Source organism: Sporomusa rhizae (assembly GCF_041428845.1).
GTDB lineage: Bacteria > Bacillota > Negativicutes > Sporomusales > Sporomusaceae > Sporomusa > Sporomusa rhizae.
Genome location: NZ_CP156925.1, coordinates 1,687,493 through 1,706,768, shown reverse-complemented (window position 1 = coordinate 1,706,768; position 19,276 = coordinate 1,687,493). Strand labels below are relative to the sequence as shown.

General features: G+C 36.6%; 14 protein-coding genes and 1 pseudogene. 3 read left to right on the top strand and 12 right to left on the bottom strand.

All coding sequences use genetic code 11. The features are described 5' to 3' along the window. Positions 1 to 204: 204 nt before the first annotated feature. From SRRS_RS07550 to SRRS_RS07515, 8 genes are all read right to left on the bottom strand, one after another. A complete protein-coding gene (locus SRRS_RS07550) occupies positions 205 to 4,260 on the bottom strand; it encodes a hypothetical protein (protein ID WP_371367661.1) in 4,056 nt (1,351 codons plus the stop codon). Positions 4,261 to 4,672: 412 nt separating this feature from the next. Next, the gene (locus SRRS_RS07545; RefSeq protein ID WP_371369745.1) at positions 4,673 to 5,020 is read right to left on the bottom strand and encodes a DUF4917 family protein; all 348 of its coding nucleotides are present in this window, start codon (positions 5,018 to 5,020) and stop codon (positions 4,673 to 4,675) included. A gap of 562 nt (positions 5,021 to 5,582) precedes the next feature. Next, the gene (locus SRRS_RS07540; RefSeq protein WP_371367659.1) at positions 5,583 to 7,454 is read right to left on the bottom strand and encodes a TIR domain-containing protein; all 1,872 of its coding nucleotides are present in this window, start codon (positions 7,452 to 7,454) and stop codon (positions 5,583 to 5,585) included. A gap of 370 nt (positions 7,455 to 7,824) precedes the next feature. After that, on the bottom strand, positions 7,825 to 8,325 hold the full coding sequence (locus SRRS_RS07535; protein ID WP_371367658.1) for a TIR domain-containing protein: 501 nt from the start codon (positions 8,323 to 8,325) through the stop codon (positions 7,825 to 7,827). A 73-nt stretch (positions 8,326 to 8,398) separates the two neighbouring features. Further along, positions 8,399 to 8,821: a hypothetical protein gene (locus tag SRRS_RS07530; RefSeq protein ID WP_371367656.1), complete on the bottom strand. Its 423-nt coding sequence runs from the start codon at positions 8,819 to 8,821 to the stop codon at positions 8,399 to 8,401. A gap of 237 nt (positions 8,822 to 9,058) precedes the next feature. Further along, positions 9,059 to 9,631 carry a TIR domain-containing protein gene (locus tag SRRS_RS07525; protein ID WP_371367654.1) on the bottom strand — a complete coding sequence of 191 codons (573 nt, stop codon included), beginning with the start codon at positions 9,629 to 9,631 and terminating at the stop codon, positions 9,059 to 9,061. 1,292 nt (positions 9,632 to 10,923) lie between these two features. Then, the gene (locus SRRS_RS07520) at positions 10,924 to 11,346 is read right to left on the bottom strand and encodes an OmpH family outer membrane protein (protein ID WP_371367652.1); all 423 of its coding nucleotides are present in this window, start codon (positions 11,344 to 11,346) and stop codon (positions 10,924 to 10,926) included. Between the two features lie 1,219 nt (positions 11,347 to 12,565). Continuing rightward, entirely contained in the window at positions 12,566 to 13,246 is a 681-nt protein-coding gene (locus SRRS_RS07515) for a hypothetical protein (protein ID WP_371367650.1), read from the bottom strand. A gap of 369 nt (positions 13,247 to 13,615) precedes the next feature. On the opposite strand from SRRS_RS07515, the gene SRRS_RS07510 reads away from it, so the two are divergent. Beyond that, positions 13,616 to 14,194 carry a hypothetical protein gene (locus SRRS_RS07510; protein ID WP_371367648.1) on the top strand — a complete coding sequence of 193 codons (579 nt, stop codon included), beginning with the start codon at positions 13,616 to 13,618 and terminating at the stop codon, positions 14,192 to 14,194. Positions 14,195 to 14,262: 68 nt separating this feature from the next. Further along, positions 14,263 to 15,075 carry a hypothetical protein gene (locus SRRS_RS07505; protein ID WP_371367646.1) on the top strand — a complete coding sequence of 271 codons (813 nt, stop codon included), beginning with the start codon at positions 14,263 to 14,265 and terminating at the stop codon, positions 15,073 to 15,075. Between the two features lie 405 nt (positions 15,076 to 15,480). On the opposite strand, the gene SRRS_RS07500 is transcribed toward SRRS_RS07505, so the two are convergent. Both SRRS_RS07500 and SRRS_RS07495 read right to left on the bottom strand, forming a co-directional pair. Then, complete coding sequence (locus SRRS_RS07500) at positions 15,481 to 16,239, bottom strand: transposase (RefSeq protein ID WP_371367644.1); 759 nt, start codon at positions 16,237 to 16,239, stop codon at positions 15,481 to 15,483. Positions 16,240 to 16,511: 272 nt separating this feature from the next. After that, a complete protein-coding gene (locus SRRS_RS07495) occupies positions 16,512 to 17,498 on the bottom strand; it encodes a LysR family transcriptional regulator (protein ID WP_371367642.1) in 987 nt (328 codons plus the stop codon). A gap of 158 nt (positions 17,499 to 17,656) precedes the next feature. Here SRRS_RS07495 and SRRS_RS07490 point away from each other — a divergent pair, with 158 nt between their 5' ends. Further along, positions 17,657 to 18,250: a LysE family translocator gene (locus SRRS_RS07490; RefSeq protein ID WP_371367641.1), complete on the top strand. Its 594-nt coding sequence runs from the start codon at positions 17,657 to 17,659 to the stop codon at positions 18,248 to 18,250. A gap of 374 nt (positions 18,251 to 18,624) precedes the next feature. Here the strand turns inward: SRRS_RS07490 and SRRS_RS07485 are convergent. After that, positions 18,625 to 18,870, bottom strand: a pseudogene (locus SRRS_RS07485) (transposase); the annotation flags it as partial. A gap of 108 nt (positions 18,871 to 18,978) precedes the next feature. Next, complete coding sequence (locus SRRS_RS07480; RefSeq protein ID WP_371367640.1) at positions 18,979 to 19,173, bottom strand: hypothetical protein; 195 nt, start codon at positions 19,171 to 19,173, stop codon at positions 18,979 to 18,981. Between the last annotated feature and the right edge of the window lie 103 nt (positions 19,174 to 19,276).

The window sequence follows — 19,276 nt, the reverse complement described above, 5'->3', positions numbered from 1 at the left end:
ACACCACAGATCAAGCCATTCTCCATTAGACGGATACCGCTTGCTCCATTACATGCAAGAATTTTGTTCCACTACATGTCTTAGAACTAAAATCTATATATCTTTAAATCTTACGTTTGTTTCCGTAAGACTAGGATATTAGCTTGACACTTTCTACCTTAATTTCTGTGCGTTTCAATCCACCAGCTTATCTTTTTACATCAGTTAAGAATTCATGGTAATCCAAGGTAATAAAAGTACCATGCTAAATATTGCGGTCTTCAATTGTTCCGGTAATTCCTCAAAGGGTTGTTGTGACTTTATGATGTCTTCAATAACTTCAGCTTTTTTCAAAGAAGCAATCACGAGATCAAAGAGTTCTGCTACATCAACTTCTTCCGTATTTGATAGAATACCTATACCCGGCTCCATAAATTTTGAAATACTTGTAATCGTATCAATAATATCCTTTAGAAATTCTTGCAAATAAATCACAAAACCTTGCTCACTAGTGTCAGACTCGTCAGATATATGCTTTACCACATCGTTATACTGAATGAGCAATAATCTTAATTTTCCCATATGGCTGACAGCCTTGAGCCATAGCTCTATCTTAGAAAAATCTATATCCAACTGATGATAAATTTCTACCGGGATTTCTGTTGGAAGCCAAGCTGTAACAATCTGATCTTCGTCAACATCCAGAATTTTATACAAAGGCATCTGAAACCCGACGGACATAGGTAACCCTTTATACAAAGGTACGAAAACCATCTTTGGCCATTGAGTCTCCAGATACCATCTCATACTTTGAAATCCTGTAGCATCTTTCCATTGCTCTCGGAATTTTAAACATACATTCTTAATCACATTTTCAATTGGAATTTGCTGAAACGGATCATAATCTTGCAACAAGTATACTGCTTTGCTATCTTTAACAGCAGATTTATCCACAATAACAGCCCTTCCCATTGTGGAAACACCTTTATCAAAGCCTTCTCTAACAAGATTAGCTGTTTTCCGATAATATTGCTTAGCATTATAGGAGACTGCATCTCCGCGGGGTGGGTTGCTTAATACATGATGCCATAAGTTTAGAAGCGTAAGCATCTTTTCTTGCTCATTTTGTTCAAATGAAAGATAGTCGTTTGTAGCATAGGACAGAAATAACCGGTTATATTCCTGTTGCATTTGAAAAAGAGCTCGGGAAGCATCGCACAAATTAATAAGCGTCTGTCTTGGATTTTTCGATTGATTAATTTCCTCTCTTTTAATTCGCGAAGCCAAGATATCTTGAAATTCATTCAAAAAATCATCAAAATAGCGGTATGTATCATTAAAGTTCTTTCTGAAATCCTCATATAAGTGTAGAGCAACCCCCGATATAGTAGGTAGCTTCGTATTCATTAACTTGTTAAGATCGTTATTGTTTGAGACCATATTTTCTCTATAAAGACAATAAGGATCAACTACATTTTTCGGAAGAAGGAGTTCATCGTGCATCAACCCTTTGAACGAGGAAATTGCTTTTTGTAATTTCCCAATTCGTTCTTGATCAATAAAGCTTTTTTTATATAAATAATCTATTGTCCTAATGATAATATAAACTAAATCCAATGCATTCTGGCGTATGGCGTCTACTCGTTGAACATACTCTTTCCAGTCTTCAGGTCTTTTCCTATAAACTAAACGAGACGATAACCAAGAATTCACTTCAATTATCCATGCATATGGCAAATAGGATCGATTAATTCTCTTACGATAATCCATTGCCGATATTCCCAAATCGCTTAATAAATCAACCCCAATTAGTTCGGCTCCAATATATTGTTTATCTGGATATAGCTTGCTCAAAATATCTACCATATTCATAACCCAAAAATGATTGAAATTTTCCGGCATAGGGCTATTCTTATTATCAACAAAATATGGTGATACAAATGCACAGGTTACTTCAGTTTCTGTCACTGTCATTTTAATTACACGGTAATGCTGTATAATACGTTCCCTTAAAACCGCCTCGCACATAACATAACAATCGAAATCCTGAAAATAAAGGCCTGCTGCCAAATCAGCCTTAGTCTGTATGTCACCAATTTCAGTTGCTTCCCGTATTGTCTCGAGTAGAAATGACAACTGAATTATTCGTTTTCTTTTGGCTAACCAAAATAATGAGTATCCAAGATCAGACCATTCTGTATCCGATTTTGGCACATTGCGCGGAATATCAGAATTTTTCACCCACAAGTCCGTAGCTTCATAGGTAATAACCGCACTGGTTAGTGAATTTCTCATCCAGTTAATATCTTTTCGTATTGCTTCCGCCATTTTAGGAAATTTTTCTTTAAGGGTTTCAAAAATAAATTCATTTGGTCTTAACTCACCAGAAATATCAAGAGGTGAAAAAGTCAGCCATCCATTGCCTTTCTTTGTAATAAGTTCGTCATAAACCTCGTGATTACGTTCCGCATACAATTTCACGTCAAGCCAAAGCATTGTGTTTAGCATACAGGCATACATTGTCCAATTACGGCAAAAAACAGAAGCAAGTTTACTTATTACTAATGGATCAAATGAGTAGTGCGTAAAATAATCCAATAAGATTAACTGTGGATAGCGATTTTCAACACATCTTATAACCATTATTAGTAAATCGTTAGGATTGTAAACAATTTTTTCTTGAAGAATATTATAAATAATCGCTGCCCTCAAAGGATGCAGTGCTTCAATATAGCGACCATCATCAGAATTTCTTAATAAATACTCCTTACTCATTCTATCCAAAGCAGCAATCGCTGTATCGCAACTACATTCCCGTTTAGCATCCTCATATAGAACGGGACACCCTATTTTACCGGCATAACAAACCAGGTTTAAGAGCATAAACCAGGAATCAGGATTTTTCTCACTGATTAATCGTTCTAGCTGTACAAGCAGTCGTTGACGTAGGGTCTGGTTATGATTGAGAAGATAAACAAATTCTAGAAAGGGGCCTCCTTCTCCAAACCGCTGCCATGCTTCCTCAAAACTCCGAAAATTTGGATGCGGATTTTCCAATGTCAACGCCTTATAAATATTTTCTGCTTCCATTTGAGAAAAATATAATTCAATTACATCTATAGATATTGCGCTTCGATCTACTTTCGATAATTTGAAATCTTCTTCTCGAATAGATACTAAAATAGGGACTGAAACCCCTCTCGCCTGCAGTTCTTGGAGCAGTAGGGTCCAATTGCCTTCTCCTGAATTAACATCAATATATAAAATGATATCCCGGGTATGCTTGACAATCCCTTGCAAGGCACTTACTAGGTTTTCAGCCTGCTGGGTGGATTGTACATGCCGAACGCAAAACACAAGTTGCTCAGGATAATTATCCAAAAGAAATCTGTGACATAAGGCAGTTTTCCCTTGACCGGACACGCCCACGATGATTACGGCTTTATGATTGTTCAGTGCCACACCGATTTTTTCAAACCATTCATTACGAACAAAGTCCAAATTATTGCGGATATGTGCAGGATGAGTAGAAACCCCCTGAGAAAATTCTTGTCGGAGTATATCTATCGACTTATCTGAAGTCATGTCACACAACCGAATGAGCGATTTTTGATATTCTTTATAATAGCCGTCCATAGCAGCAATATCTGTACCAATTTTATATATTTTTTCCTGCCAGAGGGCTAATGAGGTATGACCTTTAGTTTTAGACAGTTCAGAAATATATTGAACCAAAAGAGTTCGTGCCAACTCAGGTGCAGCCATTGTAGGGATATATAATTGTAACTGTTTTAATATTTTTTCTTCCAGCAATTGGGTGTCAACCTTTTGAAAATCGATTCTGGTTAAAATCCATAATGCCTCATCGTTTGATAGTCCATGGTCTTTTATGAGCTTATCTTTGATTTTATTTTGGACAAAAATATTCCCAGATGAAAGTTCTTGTAACTCCTGCCCCAATTCCCCAAAATACACAATGCGCAGTGTTTGAAGCATGGGTTCGGAATTACGCAAACTGCATGTTCTCTTGAAGAAACCCTCTTCACTTCTTGATGCTTTGGTTGAGGCTAGGTCCGATATAGTAAGTGTATCTGATAAATCCTTCACTTGTACAACTTCAATAACTTGTCCAGCGCGCTTAATCAACAAATCTTCCAAGTGTTCTGGATAGTACTCATCGGTTGCAGTTGCACCCATTATCCTTGAAGCAATATATAAGGTCTGAGATGAATATCCCTTCCAAGCCGATTGTGCGCCAATATCCGATTTTGTAAAGGACATGTATAATCAACCTCCATAATGAACCTTAGCCAAAGTTCAAAACATTTTATTCCATTCTTGTCCACAACTACAATATCTTTACAAATTCCTCTGAAACCCACAAAACCATATTTTCGGCGCAACGAACAATTAATCGATAATTTAGTCACTTGTGTACGACTTAATTCTCGGATAGAATAGCTAAAATTTGAGAACGAAGTTACACATTTATCCTTTGTCCACCCTTCCAGCATGTTGGGCTTCACTAATACTCTATCACCAGGCTGTATAACCTGCGACATGCCGCCTAAATGGTTAAGTATTCCTGCATCGCTTGTTCTACGATTGTATCGTATGAATCGGCTTTTATAATTACTACTTTCGCCATAGTATAAGTACCTCATCCTCTATAGGCATTTATGCATATCGAAAATCATTTATCCCAGCATTCTGGGCTGCAAGCATCAAAAAACAAAATCTCAATTGATCTTTTATTATGTTTGTTATACTTTTCTATTTTCTTAATAAATTCCAATTGCGTCGATTTTGAATCTATCTCATTCGAACTAAAGATTGAAATTGCAATTGTTTTGAGACATTTATTCATTTTACAAATATGCTCTAGAATATATTCATCTTGTTTTGCTATGCTCCATCCATAAATCACAATATTTTCCGTTAAACTTCTAAGAACTTCATTAAAAACTACACTTAAATAAAGACTTCTTTTAATCGCATTCCTCTTCTGATTAGAATCTCCTTCGCTAGCAAAGAGAGGAATCCAATAGGTCGGCGCTTCGCTTCTACCCCTTCAACAGTTTCAGAAGGGACAAAGATTTTGGGACTGCAGTATTCGTTAATTCCTTCTGACCTCTAGGTTTGCTTGCTACCCAGACTGTTCCGACCGAATGTTCTCTGTGTAACACTGGCCGCTGTGGCGTTTACATCCAGGCACACCGTGATTCGTCACCTCCTCACGTTCTGGATATACTAGTCGTCCGAATCGGTCAATTGACGACAGGAGACTTCCACTCCATAAGATTCCCAGCCTTGACGGCTGCTCCGCAGGTTCATTGTCCCACACAAAACAAATCACCTAACCCAAAATCGCTTTGATAATTAAAAACTTTTCCAGCGGTCTTGCCGGATCTCATCGAGTCCAATACACTACTCTATTCCCTATTTTGAAATATTTGTTCCACAAACCCAAACTCGTGCCAAATTAATACAAATTTAACAGGAGTTTCTCTTTAGTTACTTCTATTCGATTTATTGCAAAATATCGGGGACTATAGGCACGTTAGAAATTCATGGCTTTATCAGTAACCTCAACTATTTCGTTCTTAGAATCCTAGGTTGTCGAGAATTTTTTTAGCCATCAAGCTATAATCTAAGCTCAACATAAGTTCATGATTAAATGCTGGAGGTAGATGATTCGGCTTTATTTCCCAGTTTCTAGCATCTAATTCTGAAGCAAGTTCTGCAGATCGTCCTCCTACGGATCCTATGAGAAAAACAGGTAAACCTATGGCTTTCGCCAATTCAATTTCTTCATCTACACCTGGAGAAATTCCTGGCCGTGCTGACTTCCCTCCCATAACAATCATACATATAGCTTCCGTATCTTGAATCATAGCTTTTCTCATTAACGTTAAACTTTTCGCTCGATCCTTTTCTGCCTCGGTCGCGATTGTTAAAGCATGCGCTCTGAACTCATCAACAGCAGCATCGGTAACAAAATACTTTGAAGCATATAAGTGAACAGACTGTACAAAGTCATCCGGCCTTCTTTGTTTAGCCATATCAAAAATAAGATGTTGAAATGTTGGATGAGCCCCGAAAATAACAATTCCCTCCCGATCCATAATCGCCTGTGTAAAGGAATAAACAGCATCTGTTAAATGCTGTTGGTGTTCCGGTTCACAATCAGGGAATGCACCTGAAATAATAATTCCCCGCTTAGAAGTAGTTGACTGCTGGGATAATGAGCGCAGATAGTTTTCTAAGCTACTCACATATTCAGCACAAGAATCTACTAAATGCGGTTCCCGCACCAAATGTTGATCATTCTGTAATGATACTGGTGCTAGCATCAGAGCAGTATCATAAAAGTACCCCCAAACTGGGTGTGGCTTACATCCAAGTTGCTCCAAATTATTTAAAAAGACTCGCTGGTCCTCATCCTTGGGAGCACGACCATAAAAACCGACCACATGTGTCATAGGCCTCTGAAAATATCGGAACTTCCGCCTTGGAATCTGGATTTGATATGTCAAATAGTTATTATTTAACTCTCTCAATTCAATACAACCTTCGTTAGCCAGAGCTCGAAGCTGTCGTAAATGTCCAAACACACTTTTGGCGTACTCCCTTGAAATTTCAAATGCTTTTTGAATAACATTATCAACAAACAAAGATTCCACATTGCGGGTTCTCATGTCAATATCCGGTTGATTGAAGTGAGGTTCACCAACTGGAAGAATCGCCAACTTTTCACGTTTATCATCAGGACCTATTTTGATCCATATTATTGGTATATGAAGTGTAAGTGCAGTCCTCAATTCAAGTTCCACCCATTTTGATGCTCCACAGCTAGGGGTATCAAAAAAAATAACCGCATCACTTTTGCGAAGATTACGCTCGATTATCTCTTGTGCTTCTTGTCCAACTAGCACCGCATTAATATCACGAAATGCATTCTGCATCCTAATTTGTAACTGATCATGAAAAGCTCCGGCAATTTTTTCCCCGTCAGAACGACGATAGCTCAAAAAAAGTTGCAAATTATCCTTTGTCAATGATGGCTGCAGATAAGAGATAACTGTTCTTGCCAATGCAACGGCTACTGTTTCAATCTGCAAACTAGTAAGTTTACGTTGTTGAAGTTGTTCGGCAACATCGTAACTTTGGGACGAGGAAACACTCTCCGGAGGATACCGATGATTCTCCGATATTGCGATTGGATAAACACCGCATCCTTTCCGCAAGACATCCTGTAAAAAAGAAATAAAGTAGTCTGGATAAGTTTGATCCGTACGATTAAAAAATATCAGAACATCCTGATCTGTTGGATTAGTAGTTTCCATAACTATTCGATTTATAATGGACGTCATTTCAACATGTTGCTCGAGTTCAGTTCGACACGCATTATAAAATTTTGAAGCAACTACATCATTTCCAAGTATTATATTTGGATCTACTATATACGCTTTCACAAAATTCATCTCCACACATATCGTTAATAGAAGCATGACACTCTATCTAACTTTTATTGTTTCATATCATTAAATTTTCGACTTTTTTCAAAGCCATTGTCTATATACTTCTTCGAAGTGTTTTCGCTCATATGAGGTGAGATAATGACTATGATTTACAGAAGTTTCCCTAAACATATCCTTTAGCTTCTTTTTTTATATTTTCAATAGAGTATCAGCTAAATTTGGATAACCGCTAGTTTCCCCTATATAAAAGTGCGTCGACTCCAAGAGCGTTTATGATACCATCACGCTTTTACTTAGTATTTTTAGTCAACTACCCATAACATAATTTCTAAATGTTATGGGTAGTTGACTATTCATATATATTTTAATATGAATTTTTATTCGTAATAGCGTCCTCAATTAGCTGCTCAAGGTTTTCTTTTATATCATCATATACATACTTACTAGAATTATACGAAGAATCGAAACAAGTTACATATTTTGATAATCGTTCTCTATCTTTACCAATAAAAATATTGTAGAAAGGATTACTACCTTTTGTAGTTTGTTTTCCTTCACTATTTTCCAGCTTATGTATATATATCCCAACAATACCTTTATTTAATTCATACGCTTTTTCTATCTCATAATTAATCCACTTTCTTCCACTTGTTGTTGCACCTATCAAAACAACTAAACAAGATCGCATTTTCAGCTGCGAATCAATCCATTCTTTAATTTTACTATCACTTTTTTCTTTTACTTCTTCCCAATCATTATCAGAAAAAGTGGAGCTACTATCTACCTTTCCCATATTTCGTACTTGTCCTGCTCGCCAGTTGTCCTTATTATACTCAAAACTGAAAAAAACTTGTCTTTTTGACATAATTTATCTCCCCTTCAACTATTAATACTCTTGTTAATTCTTCGCTTACATTAGTCAATTTAGCGGTAGTATTTTACCTCATAAACGCCCAATAAATATAAATTAACAAAGCTATTAGTCCATAAAAAGGCAGAAGAGTTTTTGAAACAGCCACCTTCCAGAAATTCGGCACTTCATTTTCAAAGCGACTGGTCGAAAAATCAAACAAATATTCACTCGTGTTTAAACGGTGTTTAATAATCCAACAATGCAATCTACGAAACAATTTTTCTTGGCGTAAATAATAAGTATCAAGAAACCAAAACATAACAAGTGGAATGCAGGCGAGAGGAACCTGATTTACGACTTTATGATCAACCTTAAATAATAATGCTGCTACAACTAATGTCAATGTCCAACCTTTAATCAGAAATGAATTCCCACTCATTCTTTTCGTAATATCCTGAACTAATTTTATCTCTTCAATCATAACCCTCTCGAGGTTGTCTTTATCCATAATTATTCCTCACTAAATTGACTTTAAAATTCAACGTTTAACATGAAAACCGCAAAATCAATAAGAATTATATCTATCTCTTATTAAGTTTTAAAAACTAATGAAAAAACAAACGATTTAAGAGGAAAACCGCTCGGAACACTGTAAAAAAATGTAATCTTTTTTTACAGTTTATCTAACTACTTAAAGCAATACTCATTTAGACGATCTCAAGGTTTTAAAAGTGTTTAATATTGTCTAGTTAGTAATCCATTTTTCAAAATTATCATATCCATTGTCATTTACCCAATCATATACCTTGTAATATTTCGATAACTTATAAGATTTTCCCCAGTCCTTCTTATCAACATTGGAAATATTCCATCCATCTAAATCACTATAATTAACCCATTTATTATTTTTGTATTCAATAAGACTCACTCTCTTACCATCATCACTAAAACTTACACCTAAATAGTCAAATGGGTTAGCCCCATTATCTTTTGTTTTTTTATCTTTACATTTTATCGAATTCACATGAATACCTAATAAATAATTTCCTTTTTCTAAACTTTTCATAATTTCATATCTAACCCATCTTCTTGCATAAGTTTCACTTCCAATAAGCACTGCCGTAACAGAAGTATTTTTCAACTCACTGTTTATTAGTCGCTTCAACGCAAGATCGCTTTCTTTCTTTGCATCTTCCCAAATAGAGGCATCAAAATATCCTGCACCTTCATACTTTGTCATTTTGTGATTCCTAACAACGTTTGCCCTAAAATCAATAACATCTTGATAATGGAAACTGAAAAAAACTCTTTTTGCCATCACAAACCCCTCCTAGTTTCTTACCCAAAATTGCTTCGATAATTAAAAAACTTTTCCAGCGGTCTTGCCGTTGGATCTTATCGAGTCCAATACACAACTCTATTCCCTATTGTAAAATATTTGCTACACAAACCCAAACTCCTGCCAAATTAATACAAATTTAGCAGGAGTTTGGGGTTAATTACTTCTATTCGATTAATTGCAATCAAAATATCGGGGACGATAGACACGTTTCAAATTTCTTGGTTTTGAAAGAGGGACAAGGGGACAGGTTCATTGTCCCTCCCAAAACAAATCACCTGACCATCCATCGCTTTTATAATAAGTACTTTTCCAGCATGGTTTACATACGTCGAATAACGGATAGCAATCATTATTTAAATATTGTTTTGTTTTAATTGGAATATTGTGGTGAGTCAATGTGAATTTATAAAAAAGAATCGGACTAGGGGACGGTGGTGCTGTCTTAATTTATTTTTTCAATAAACCCTTTCCTCAAGACATGCCATCTCTTATCGTGTACGACTGCAATTTTAAATCTCGATTCTTACAAGATCCAAAAGGAACAGTTCTACTGTTTCCTACGCCTTCTAGTACTCGGGATGGTGGTACTCCACAAGACACAACCACTGTCCCTGTGCTGTTCCTAAACACCTTTTACCCAGCAACCACCGCCAGATAATAGCGGCAACTAAGGCGAAACAGTTATGTTTTAGTTAAATTCCTTACCACAGTTATGACAAAATTGATGCGACCTTTTGCATGTGATTGTCAAACAACGCGAGCAAGATTTATACAGTAACCGTGTAAGCAAACATGCCAGGATCGCCATAAAACATACGATGAAAAATGAAGTCTTGCCCATAACAGCTGTCACAAGTAAGGCCCATGTAAAATACAACAACTCCAAGGACCATTTATATATAAAGCCATGTGTTTCAGTTCTCATGTTCGGGCGATTATCCGTTCCGCAATGGGGGCAATGCTTGTATATAATTTCTATTCGACCAAAGTTTCCTACAAGTTTGTTATTACACTTATGGCATACTGCACGTAAATTCAACAATGTCTAACCTCTCAACTAAATCCTTATTTGTTTTCTAATTTTCGGTATATATCTTATTAATACAATTCAAGCAGGAGTTTTTCCTTTACTCTGGGAAAATGAACCTGTCCCCTCTATCCATTTAATAAATGGAAAAAGAGCTACTTTTCAGCAACCATCTTGATTATCTTCTTTGAATATAAAGAAACACTATTAACTGGTGTTAGTTTAGCTCTTTTTGTTTTCTCTATTCCATACTATTTATGACATCCTGAGTTACATCAATTCCACCAAAGGCAACAGAACCTTTATAAAGTATTATTATTAGATTCTTTTCTCTAGTAACCTTAAACATTGCTTCTTTTACTTTTACTTCTAATTGTTCTTCTAAATCACGCTTTAACTTCAAAAAAGTTCCATAGGCCTCATCATGCTTTTTTTGATATTCATCCTTTGAGAGATTAGCTTTATCAGCTTCCAATTGATCACCTAACTCTTTACCTTTTTCTTTTAGTTGCCTCTGACATTCCCTTCCTAGCGGACTTTGCATCATTACAGTATTTATATCAATAACTCCAATTCGATTCATTTCCATTGAAGGTTCTGCTGCTAATGCTGTTCCAATAGCCATGAGGGTAACTACTATAAAGCTTACTATTATTTTTTTCATTTAAATCTCCTTTTCTTGTATTGAATAGAACGAATCGCGGGGACGGTTCCGTCGAACCAAATACACAACCCTATTCCTTATTTTGAAATATTTGCTACACAAACCCAAACTCCTGCCAAATTAATACAAATTTAGCAGGAGCTTCTCTTTCGTTACTTCAACGAATCGCGGGGACGGTTCCATCGAACCAAACAAACAACCCTATTATAGTATCTACACAAGCTATAATTATCTAGATTTTAAAAAAGTATGATATCTCCTATTTTATAAGCATCGTTGTTTCCCAACGTGCTTATATCAATTATTTTTTTCGCATAAGAATCATATCAATCAAATATCCAATAAAAATCCACAATATAGACCATATCACAAAATGAATTACGCTCCTGTTAAAACTGATCACTGCATAGTCAATTTGAATACAATCCTCAACATTTATTGATATGATAGATACAACAACAGCTTGTATTAAAGTTTTTGTGAACATTCTTTTACTCATAATTTCACACCAATTCTTTCACAACATTTATCGCTATTAAATTTTTTTCGAATTAACGTGCTCGAAAACTTCGGAAGCTGTTTATTTTTGGTTTACCCTTAAAGGTTGTTTATAATCAACTTATTTAATTGTTTTTCAGTAGAAATAATTAGCACGCTCCGCTCTCCCAATCACCGCAAGAACTGGGGTCATAAGTACCAGGATCTAGATATTGTACATCAGTCACTATACCAATAAAAACTCCAACTGCAGTGAACGAATCGCGCGAATCGCGGGGACGGTTCCATCGAACCAAACAAACAACCCTATTCCATATTTTGAAATATTTGCTACACAAGCCCAAACTCCTGCCAAATTAATACAAATTTAGCAGGAGTTTCTCTTTAATTACTTCTATTCGATTAATTGCAACCAAAATATCAGGGACGATAGAAACGTTTGAAATTCTTGGTTTTGGGAGAATTCCTCCTCAGATATTTTCCCTTACTCCCGGGACAAGCAACCTGTCCCCTCTGTCCCTCCTAAAAGACCGCAATCTCATCTATTGTTATCTCCGGATGATGATACCGAGTTTTTCCGATTGTATGTTCATCCATTTCCACCGCTCGTTGAGGACACCAGTGAAAACAAGCCAAACAAAATATACAATGACTTCCCCAAAAACGATACAACGGGACGGTTCTACTGTTTCCTACGCAGAACAAACCCTTATGACATTACTCAATAAGCTTCACCTTTATCATTAAAATGAACTGACGCTCCGGCTCTATAGGTTTTAACGCTTCCGTCGATAGAACATAGATTAGTGTCATTTAGTAATGTACCTTCAATTACTTCACCTTTCATGTTAAATCTAATATATGTATTACCTTTAAAAGAGATATAGCCAGCTTGATCATTAATAGCGTTGTTAATTGAATATCCTACAGGGCGAAAATCTGAATTGTTGACCAACGTACCTAATGACCCACCATCTTTAAATGTTACTACTGTATTGGACTTATACTTTACCGTTCCCTCTTTACCATCAACCAGTAAGAATTCAGTATCATTTGCTAAAGTTCCCACAGTTACTTTACCCTTTTCATCAAAGGAAACCTCGCTACCGCCCTTAAAAAGTACAAATCCATCACTTGTCCCATAGAATATAGCTTCACCAACAGGACGTAATGCTGTAAAACCTTCAAGTGTACCTGAAATCACTTCATTTCTCTCATTAAAAGTAACAGGTCTATTTCCCCTAAATAAAATATATCCAGCTGACCAACCAACGGGGTGTAACTTTATCATTCCATCGTATGTTTTTATTACCGCAGCCTCTACAGGAATTATAGAATATAAAAAAATAAATTGGCTTAATATTAATAAGACTATAAAGTTTTTAAAATTTAAATTAGCCATTTAATATCCTCCTCCCCTGTGATAAATGATCTCGCAATTATTACCATACTATTTCTCAAGAGAATATTATGGGACAAGGTGGGACAGGTTCATTGTCCCATGCAGAACAAATCACCTGACCGAATTCCCTATTTTGAAATATTTGCCACACAAACCTAAACTCCTGCCAAATTAATACAAATTTAGCAGGAGTTTCTCTTTTCGTTACTTCTATTCGATTTGTTGCAAAAAAGGGACAGGGGGGCAGGATTCAGACACAAGGGACGTACTCCAGGAAAGTCTGAATTATAATCCCTGTCCTACTGTTAGTTTTTATACAGGAATATATTGGATTTTGTCGAATATTACCTTTGAGAGGAAGTGACAGATATGTCAGCTTATGATGAAGCGGTAAATCTATTAAAGCAAATGCATTCAATTATTTGTAAGAATAATTTGAGATCTTATAACATTAGTCGTGACACTTTTATGGCATTAGATAATAATGTTCGCACAGAGCTAGAAAGAAACATTAAGTTCATGCGGGAAGAAGGATGGATAGTTCCTTTTACCATTTGTTCCGGGCTTCCTGTTAGCTATACTTTAACTTCACAAGGAATTAAAGTCGCAGAAGATATTGTTCAAAATCAAGTTATTCAGCACACCAATTACAATATTGGTGTGGCAAATAACAGTATTGTTGGAGATAACGCACACGATAACATAATCAATATTGGAATTTCTTTCGATGAATTGAAGTCGCTGATTGAACAAAATTTCCCTGATCAGTTTGTGAGAAATGAAATTTTAGATGTCATTAAAAGTTTACAAGATAAAATGACATCTAATCAGCCACTTGAGAAGGGATTTCTGTCTAAAATCAATGATAAATTTGAAAGCTGCTCATGGCTTAGTTCAGGGGTAGCCTCACTAGTGCTTCAATATCTATCTACGCTTGCCAAAGGATAATTTTTTAGTTCTATAAATAGCCATTATATTGAGGTAATACTTCTATCGTATTAATCTAGGGGGTATTCATGCTTAACTTAAAAGCTTTAGAGTATTTAATCTCTCTTAGAAAAAAGATTACAACGTATTCAGATATCTTGCAATTTACTAATCTAACGCTATTTGACCTTGATCTTTTTAGCACAATATCTGAAATTAAGATTCAACTTGAACTATTACAAACCCATGACCTAGTCAAGATAAGCCAACAAAATGACATAATGTTTATAAATCTAACTAGTCAAGCGTTTAACGAGCTTGCAAATCTAAATACACCATACCCTGAACCAGCATTACTCCAACAGCTTCAAGATATTTATAGATTCCAAACATTAGGACATAACTTTGTCTCAATCGACATTGGCAATAATGAAACAGACTTTTACTTTATGATCCTTAAACCGTATTGGCAGCTCCAGCTACGTGGCCTTGGCGTACTTACGCAAAATGATAGTAGTTTATCCATCTGCCTCACTAATGAAGGAATGAAAGTAGCTAAGAAAAATGATCCTCTTACAGCCGAAGGAAGTGCCTTACCTACAACATTACAGTTTAATAACTGTGATATTGGTGTAGCTACTACAACGGCTTCCAATTTTACAGTTTCAGTTGGGATGAACTTTACTGATATTGAAAAACTTATAAAACAGAACCTGCAAAATGTTACAGAAAAAGAAACTTTGATGGATGCAATTAATGTTTTAAAAAATATGATAGAATGTCAGAAGCCTATTGAAAAGGGCGGTTTAGCGGCAATTAGTCCGTTTTTGGAAAAGCACTCGTGGCTATCCAGTCCTATAGCCTCTATTCTTTTGCAATATGCATTGACTCTGTCGAAGTAACACTTTACGAGGGACTTCAGGACAGTAGCATATAGACAAAACGAAGTACCACCTCGAAGGACTTTGAGTATTACCAGAATATGGAAATAAGGATTAGGGCAAAAAGCACTAGCTTTTTTATCTGGAGTCAGAGGACGGTTCGAAACCACTGAAAAAGTCAGTCTTCAAAAATTTATAAACAAAGCAAAGGCTTTTGAGTCATAAAACGGCATATAACGATCGTTTTGCTTCGTTATACATTTTATTACCCCAGAAAAATTATGATTTAAAAAAACAGGTACTTTTTCGCGACTCACGTGTCTTCTTTGAACTATATTCTACTAACGACAAATATCTCTGCTCTTTGACGCACAGATAAATTTGACTTGCCTTTAAGACGATACACCGGGACGGTTCCGCTGTTTCCTAAGCTTTAGCAACAACATTAAACGTGAGACCAGTTATTCTCGCTACTTGTCTAATTGATATTCCCTCATTTTCTTTAAGTTTCCTTAAATAACCATCTCTCTTTTCTTTTTCCATAGTTAGTAGTTCATTCCACTCTAAATTACCCAATATTTGCTTCATTATTTGTTTTGCTTCTTCATCGGTTAGCCTGTATTTGGTTTTCAATTCAAAAACATTGTCCCCGCTTTCATCCATATACTCCATAAATAATTTTCTTGCTTTTTCAGCGTTGGGCGAAAATATCTCAAGAACAACAGTTGTATCTGCTATACCGCTTTGCCCTATATATTCGGCATAACTGCTCCATTGATATTCTCCCATGGCAGTTGTGATATTTGCTTTAATAGGATTTTGGTGTATGTATCGTATTACCGACAATAAATAGCTATCATCTTCAATAACTTGACTTTTATATCTATCTTGAAATAAATGGCCAATTCGCTTGTATTTCAAATTATACCAATATACGTAGCTTACTCCTATTCGCTTCATTATGTTCTCTAATGGCTCATTATTTTCTTTTATCATAAGGTGGACATGATTATCCATAAGACAATAAGCAAAAATGCTAAATCCACATTTTTGCTTATAATTCCTTAAGGTCTCGATAAATTTAATTCTATCCTCATCATCTTCAAATATAGTTTGTCTGTTTATTCCTCTTAGCATTATATGATATATTCCGCTATTACTTTTCTTCCGGGCAGTTCTTGGCATTTTGTCACCTTCTTTAACACTTTACCCATATTATAACATGTTATTGAGGAAACATAAGAACCGTCCCTTTGTTTCTAGAACCGTCCCTTTGTTTCTTTGGGTTGTCGCGGGGACAGTTCATGCGATTCAGCAACATCAGCTTTATTCCTTGCTTTAAATATTTGCCACAAAATACAAAACCCCTGCCAAATTAATACAAAATTGGCAGGGGTTTCTCTTTAGTTTACTTCTATTCCATCTATTGGAACAAAATATCGTGGACTATAAGCATGTTAGAAATTCATAGTTTTGGGCGGATTCCTTCTCAGAAATTGTCCCTTTCTTCTGGGACAAGCAACCTGTCCCCTCTGTCCCGCTTCCAGGTCCACCTCGGCGGGGTTAAACGTTTCCCAAATTTCATTCAATATCGCGCAAATCTTAAGCAATGCCGGATCGTTCTTTTTTTCCTTGGGGCACCCAAAACACAGATCAATGCTTAAATCAACGCCCCGCCATATTTTCAGCATGCTCTTCTCGGCAAATTGCTCCGCGATAGGCTCGGCTAACAGCGAGCAGCCAACTTCCTCCTGAACCAGTTTCCCTATCAGCGATTCGTCATCAACATACATGATCTTTTGCAGATCAATACCCTTTTTTCTAAAAAAATCAATCGATTGCTTGTAAAATGGGCAGCCTTTTGTCGACCAGATCCATGGATGTTTTGCAAAAAACTCAAGCGACAGTTCGTCATCATTCACATCCCAGCTTTGAGGATAAACGACAACCATTTTAAATGAATGCAGTTTTACCGCGCTGACAGAAGGATGCACGATTTTTCCGTAAAAAAACCCGGCATCAATTTTCGAATGCTCCAGCGCCTGGGTAAAATCTTCGCTTTTAAGATCTATGAAGTGCAATTCAAGCTGCGGCATGGAATCTGTAATTCGACTAACCATTTGTTTGATGCGGAGCACTTCGTTGTCCGTATTCAAGCCGATTTGAATGGTATCGATCGAGTTTTCATGCAACGCATCGGCCGTGTAATGAAATTCGTCAATGGAATCCAATATACGCACCGCATTTATCAACAGTTTCGATCCTTTCTCGGTCATTGACATGCCTTTTGCATTTCTATGAAAAAGGGCAAACCCCACTTCTTCTTCTAATGCTTTTATTTGAGCGCTTATGGCAGGCTGACTGGCATTAAGCTGCGCAGCGGCTTCTGTAAGGTTTCCGGTTCGGGCAATTTCGATAAACGCTTTTAATTGACGGATTTCCAAGAGAGTCACCATCCTTGTTACAGTATTATTCCGATCCATTTCACTGTAATCAGTTTTATGGATGAACTTAATCCAAACATGCAATTGGACTGATTTATCTTGCTATTTTATACTAAATTTAACAAAGTAAAGAATAATAACTCACGGAGGGTTACAATATGTCTGTTGCATTTGCCATGTTTCTATTTTCGCTATCTATGTCGATTTCTCCTGGACCAGTCAATATGACGTCGCTTTCTTCGGGCGTAAATTACGGGTTTCAAAAAACATTTCCTTTCGTATCCGGCGCAACAATCGGCTTTACAATTCTGCTGGTTGCCGTTGGACTAGGATTAGCGAATATGATCTCACATATCAGTGCGTTTCAAGTGGTATTGGAGTATGTCGGAGCAGGGTATATCGGATACATGGGCTATCAGATCATGTCTTCCAATACCGAAATTGAGGTACAAGATAAAAACTTACCGCGTTTCCATCATGGATTTCTAATGCAATGGCTTAACCCCAAAGCATGGATTGCATGCCTCTCAGGCGTCGTCGCCTTCAATCTGCAGGATTCCTACACGATGCTGTTGGTATTTGTAAGCATATATTTTCCGATCTGCTATCTTTCACTCGTCGCCTGGGCTCTACTTGGATCTAAACTGCAATTTCTAAATGAAATAAAAAACGGCATCAGAACTTTTAATGTGCTTACCGGAGGCTTGCTGATTTTAGTAGCTGTGTATTTATTATACACGACACATACTTGAAAAACCAAGAAAGGATACAACTGGAATCTGATACCGAGCAAGAAATTTGGAAATTATAGCGGCAAGGCAGCTGATAAAAACGTTTATTCGTTTTCATCCTTCAATCCCTCCCGAGATTATTATCTCAGGGTAGTGCGTCAGCACTATGTGGGGACTGATTGACGCTTACGTTTAACAGTCCCGATGCTTCTGGCAAAAAAAATTAAGGGCGTGTCGCAAAACAATTTTTCAATAATTGTTTTGCGACACGTTTTTTTGAACAATAAAAAAGGAAAACGCGATTAAATCGAATTTAAAAGGCAAGCTGTAGCCGAATTACGAGCATAACAAAACAGAGGAAGTACCTTCCCCTAAAAAAAATCTGCATGCGGTTATCAGGATGCTTTTGGCATATGCAAATAGTTTCCACAGCGACCGCTTTGGATTTTGTTGTGGAATTTATTTAGGTTGTATCCCATGCACAGTAGTAGGAATTCGGTTTGCACTTTTATTTGCCCCCGCAACAAAAATCTACGGAAGCCCATGTCCTCTTTAAGGACGCCAAAAGCTCCCTCAACTTGAATTGAACGGTTCACGCGCAATACGATTCCTTCTTCGCTTTGAATACGTTTCTCCATTTCTTCACGCTGTCTGAGAAAAACTTTGAAGGATACAACGGGACGGTTCTACTGTTTCCTCACGCTTTAGCTACAACATTAAAAGTAAGACCGGTTATTCTTGCTATTTGTCTAATTGGTATCCGTCCATTTTTCTTTAAGCTGCCTTAGATAACCGTCTCTTTTTTCTTTTTCCATAGTTAGTAGTTGATTAGCTGCTAAATTACCCAACAATTGCCTTACTGTTTGTTTTGCCTCATCATCGCTTAATCTGTCTTTGCTTTTCAATTCATGAACTTCTTCTCCATTCTCATCCATATACTCCACAAATAGTTCTCTTGCTTTCTCAGGGCTGGGGGAGAATATCTCAAGCACAAAGTTTATATCTGTTATGCTGGAATGCCCTACATATTCGACATAGCTGCTCCAT

Excerpts from the sequence above, each read along its gene's own strand:
- SRRS_RS07550 (WP_371367661.1), bottom strand. The coding sequence starts at position 4,260 with ATGTCCTTTACAAAATCGGATATTGGCGCACAATCGGCTTGGAAGGGA.
- SRRS_RS07535 (WP_371367658.1), bottom strand. The coding sequence starts at position 8,325 with ATGTCAAAAAGACAAGTTTTTTTCAGTTTTGAGTATAATAAGGACAAC.
- SRRS_RS07530 (WP_371367656.1), bottom strand. The coding sequence starts at position 8,821 with ATGGATAAAGACAACCTCGAGAGGGTTATGATTGAAGAGATAAAATTA.
- SRRS_RS07525 (WP_371367654.1), bottom strand. The coding sequence starts at position 9,631 with ATGGCAAAAAGAGTTTTTTTCAGTTTCCATTATCAAGATGTTATTGAT.
- SRRS_RS07520 (WP_371367652.1), bottom strand. The coding sequence starts at position 11,346 with ATGAAAAAAATAATAGTAAGCTTTATAGTAGTTACCCTCATGGCTATT.
- SRRS_RS07515 (WP_371367650.1), bottom strand. The coding sequence starts at position 13,246 with ATGGCTAATTTAAATTTTAAAAACTTTATAGTCTTATTAATATTAAGC.
- SRRS_RS07510 (WP_371367648.1), top strand. The coding sequence starts at position 13,616 with ATGTCAGCTTATGATGAAGCGGTAAATCTATTAAAGCAAATGCATTCA.
- SRRS_RS07505 (WP_371367646.1), top strand. The coding sequence starts at position 14,263 with ATGCTTAACTTAAAAGCTTTAGAGTATTTAATCTCTCTTAGAAAAAAG.
- SRRS_RS07500 (WP_371367644.1), bottom strand. The coding sequence starts at position 16,239 with ATGCCAAGAACTGCCCGGAAGAAAAGTAATAGCGGAATATATCATATA.
- SRRS_RS07490 (WP_371367641.1), top strand. The coding sequence starts at position 17,657 with ATGTCTGTTGCATTTGCCATGTTTCTATTTTCGCTATCTATGTCGATT.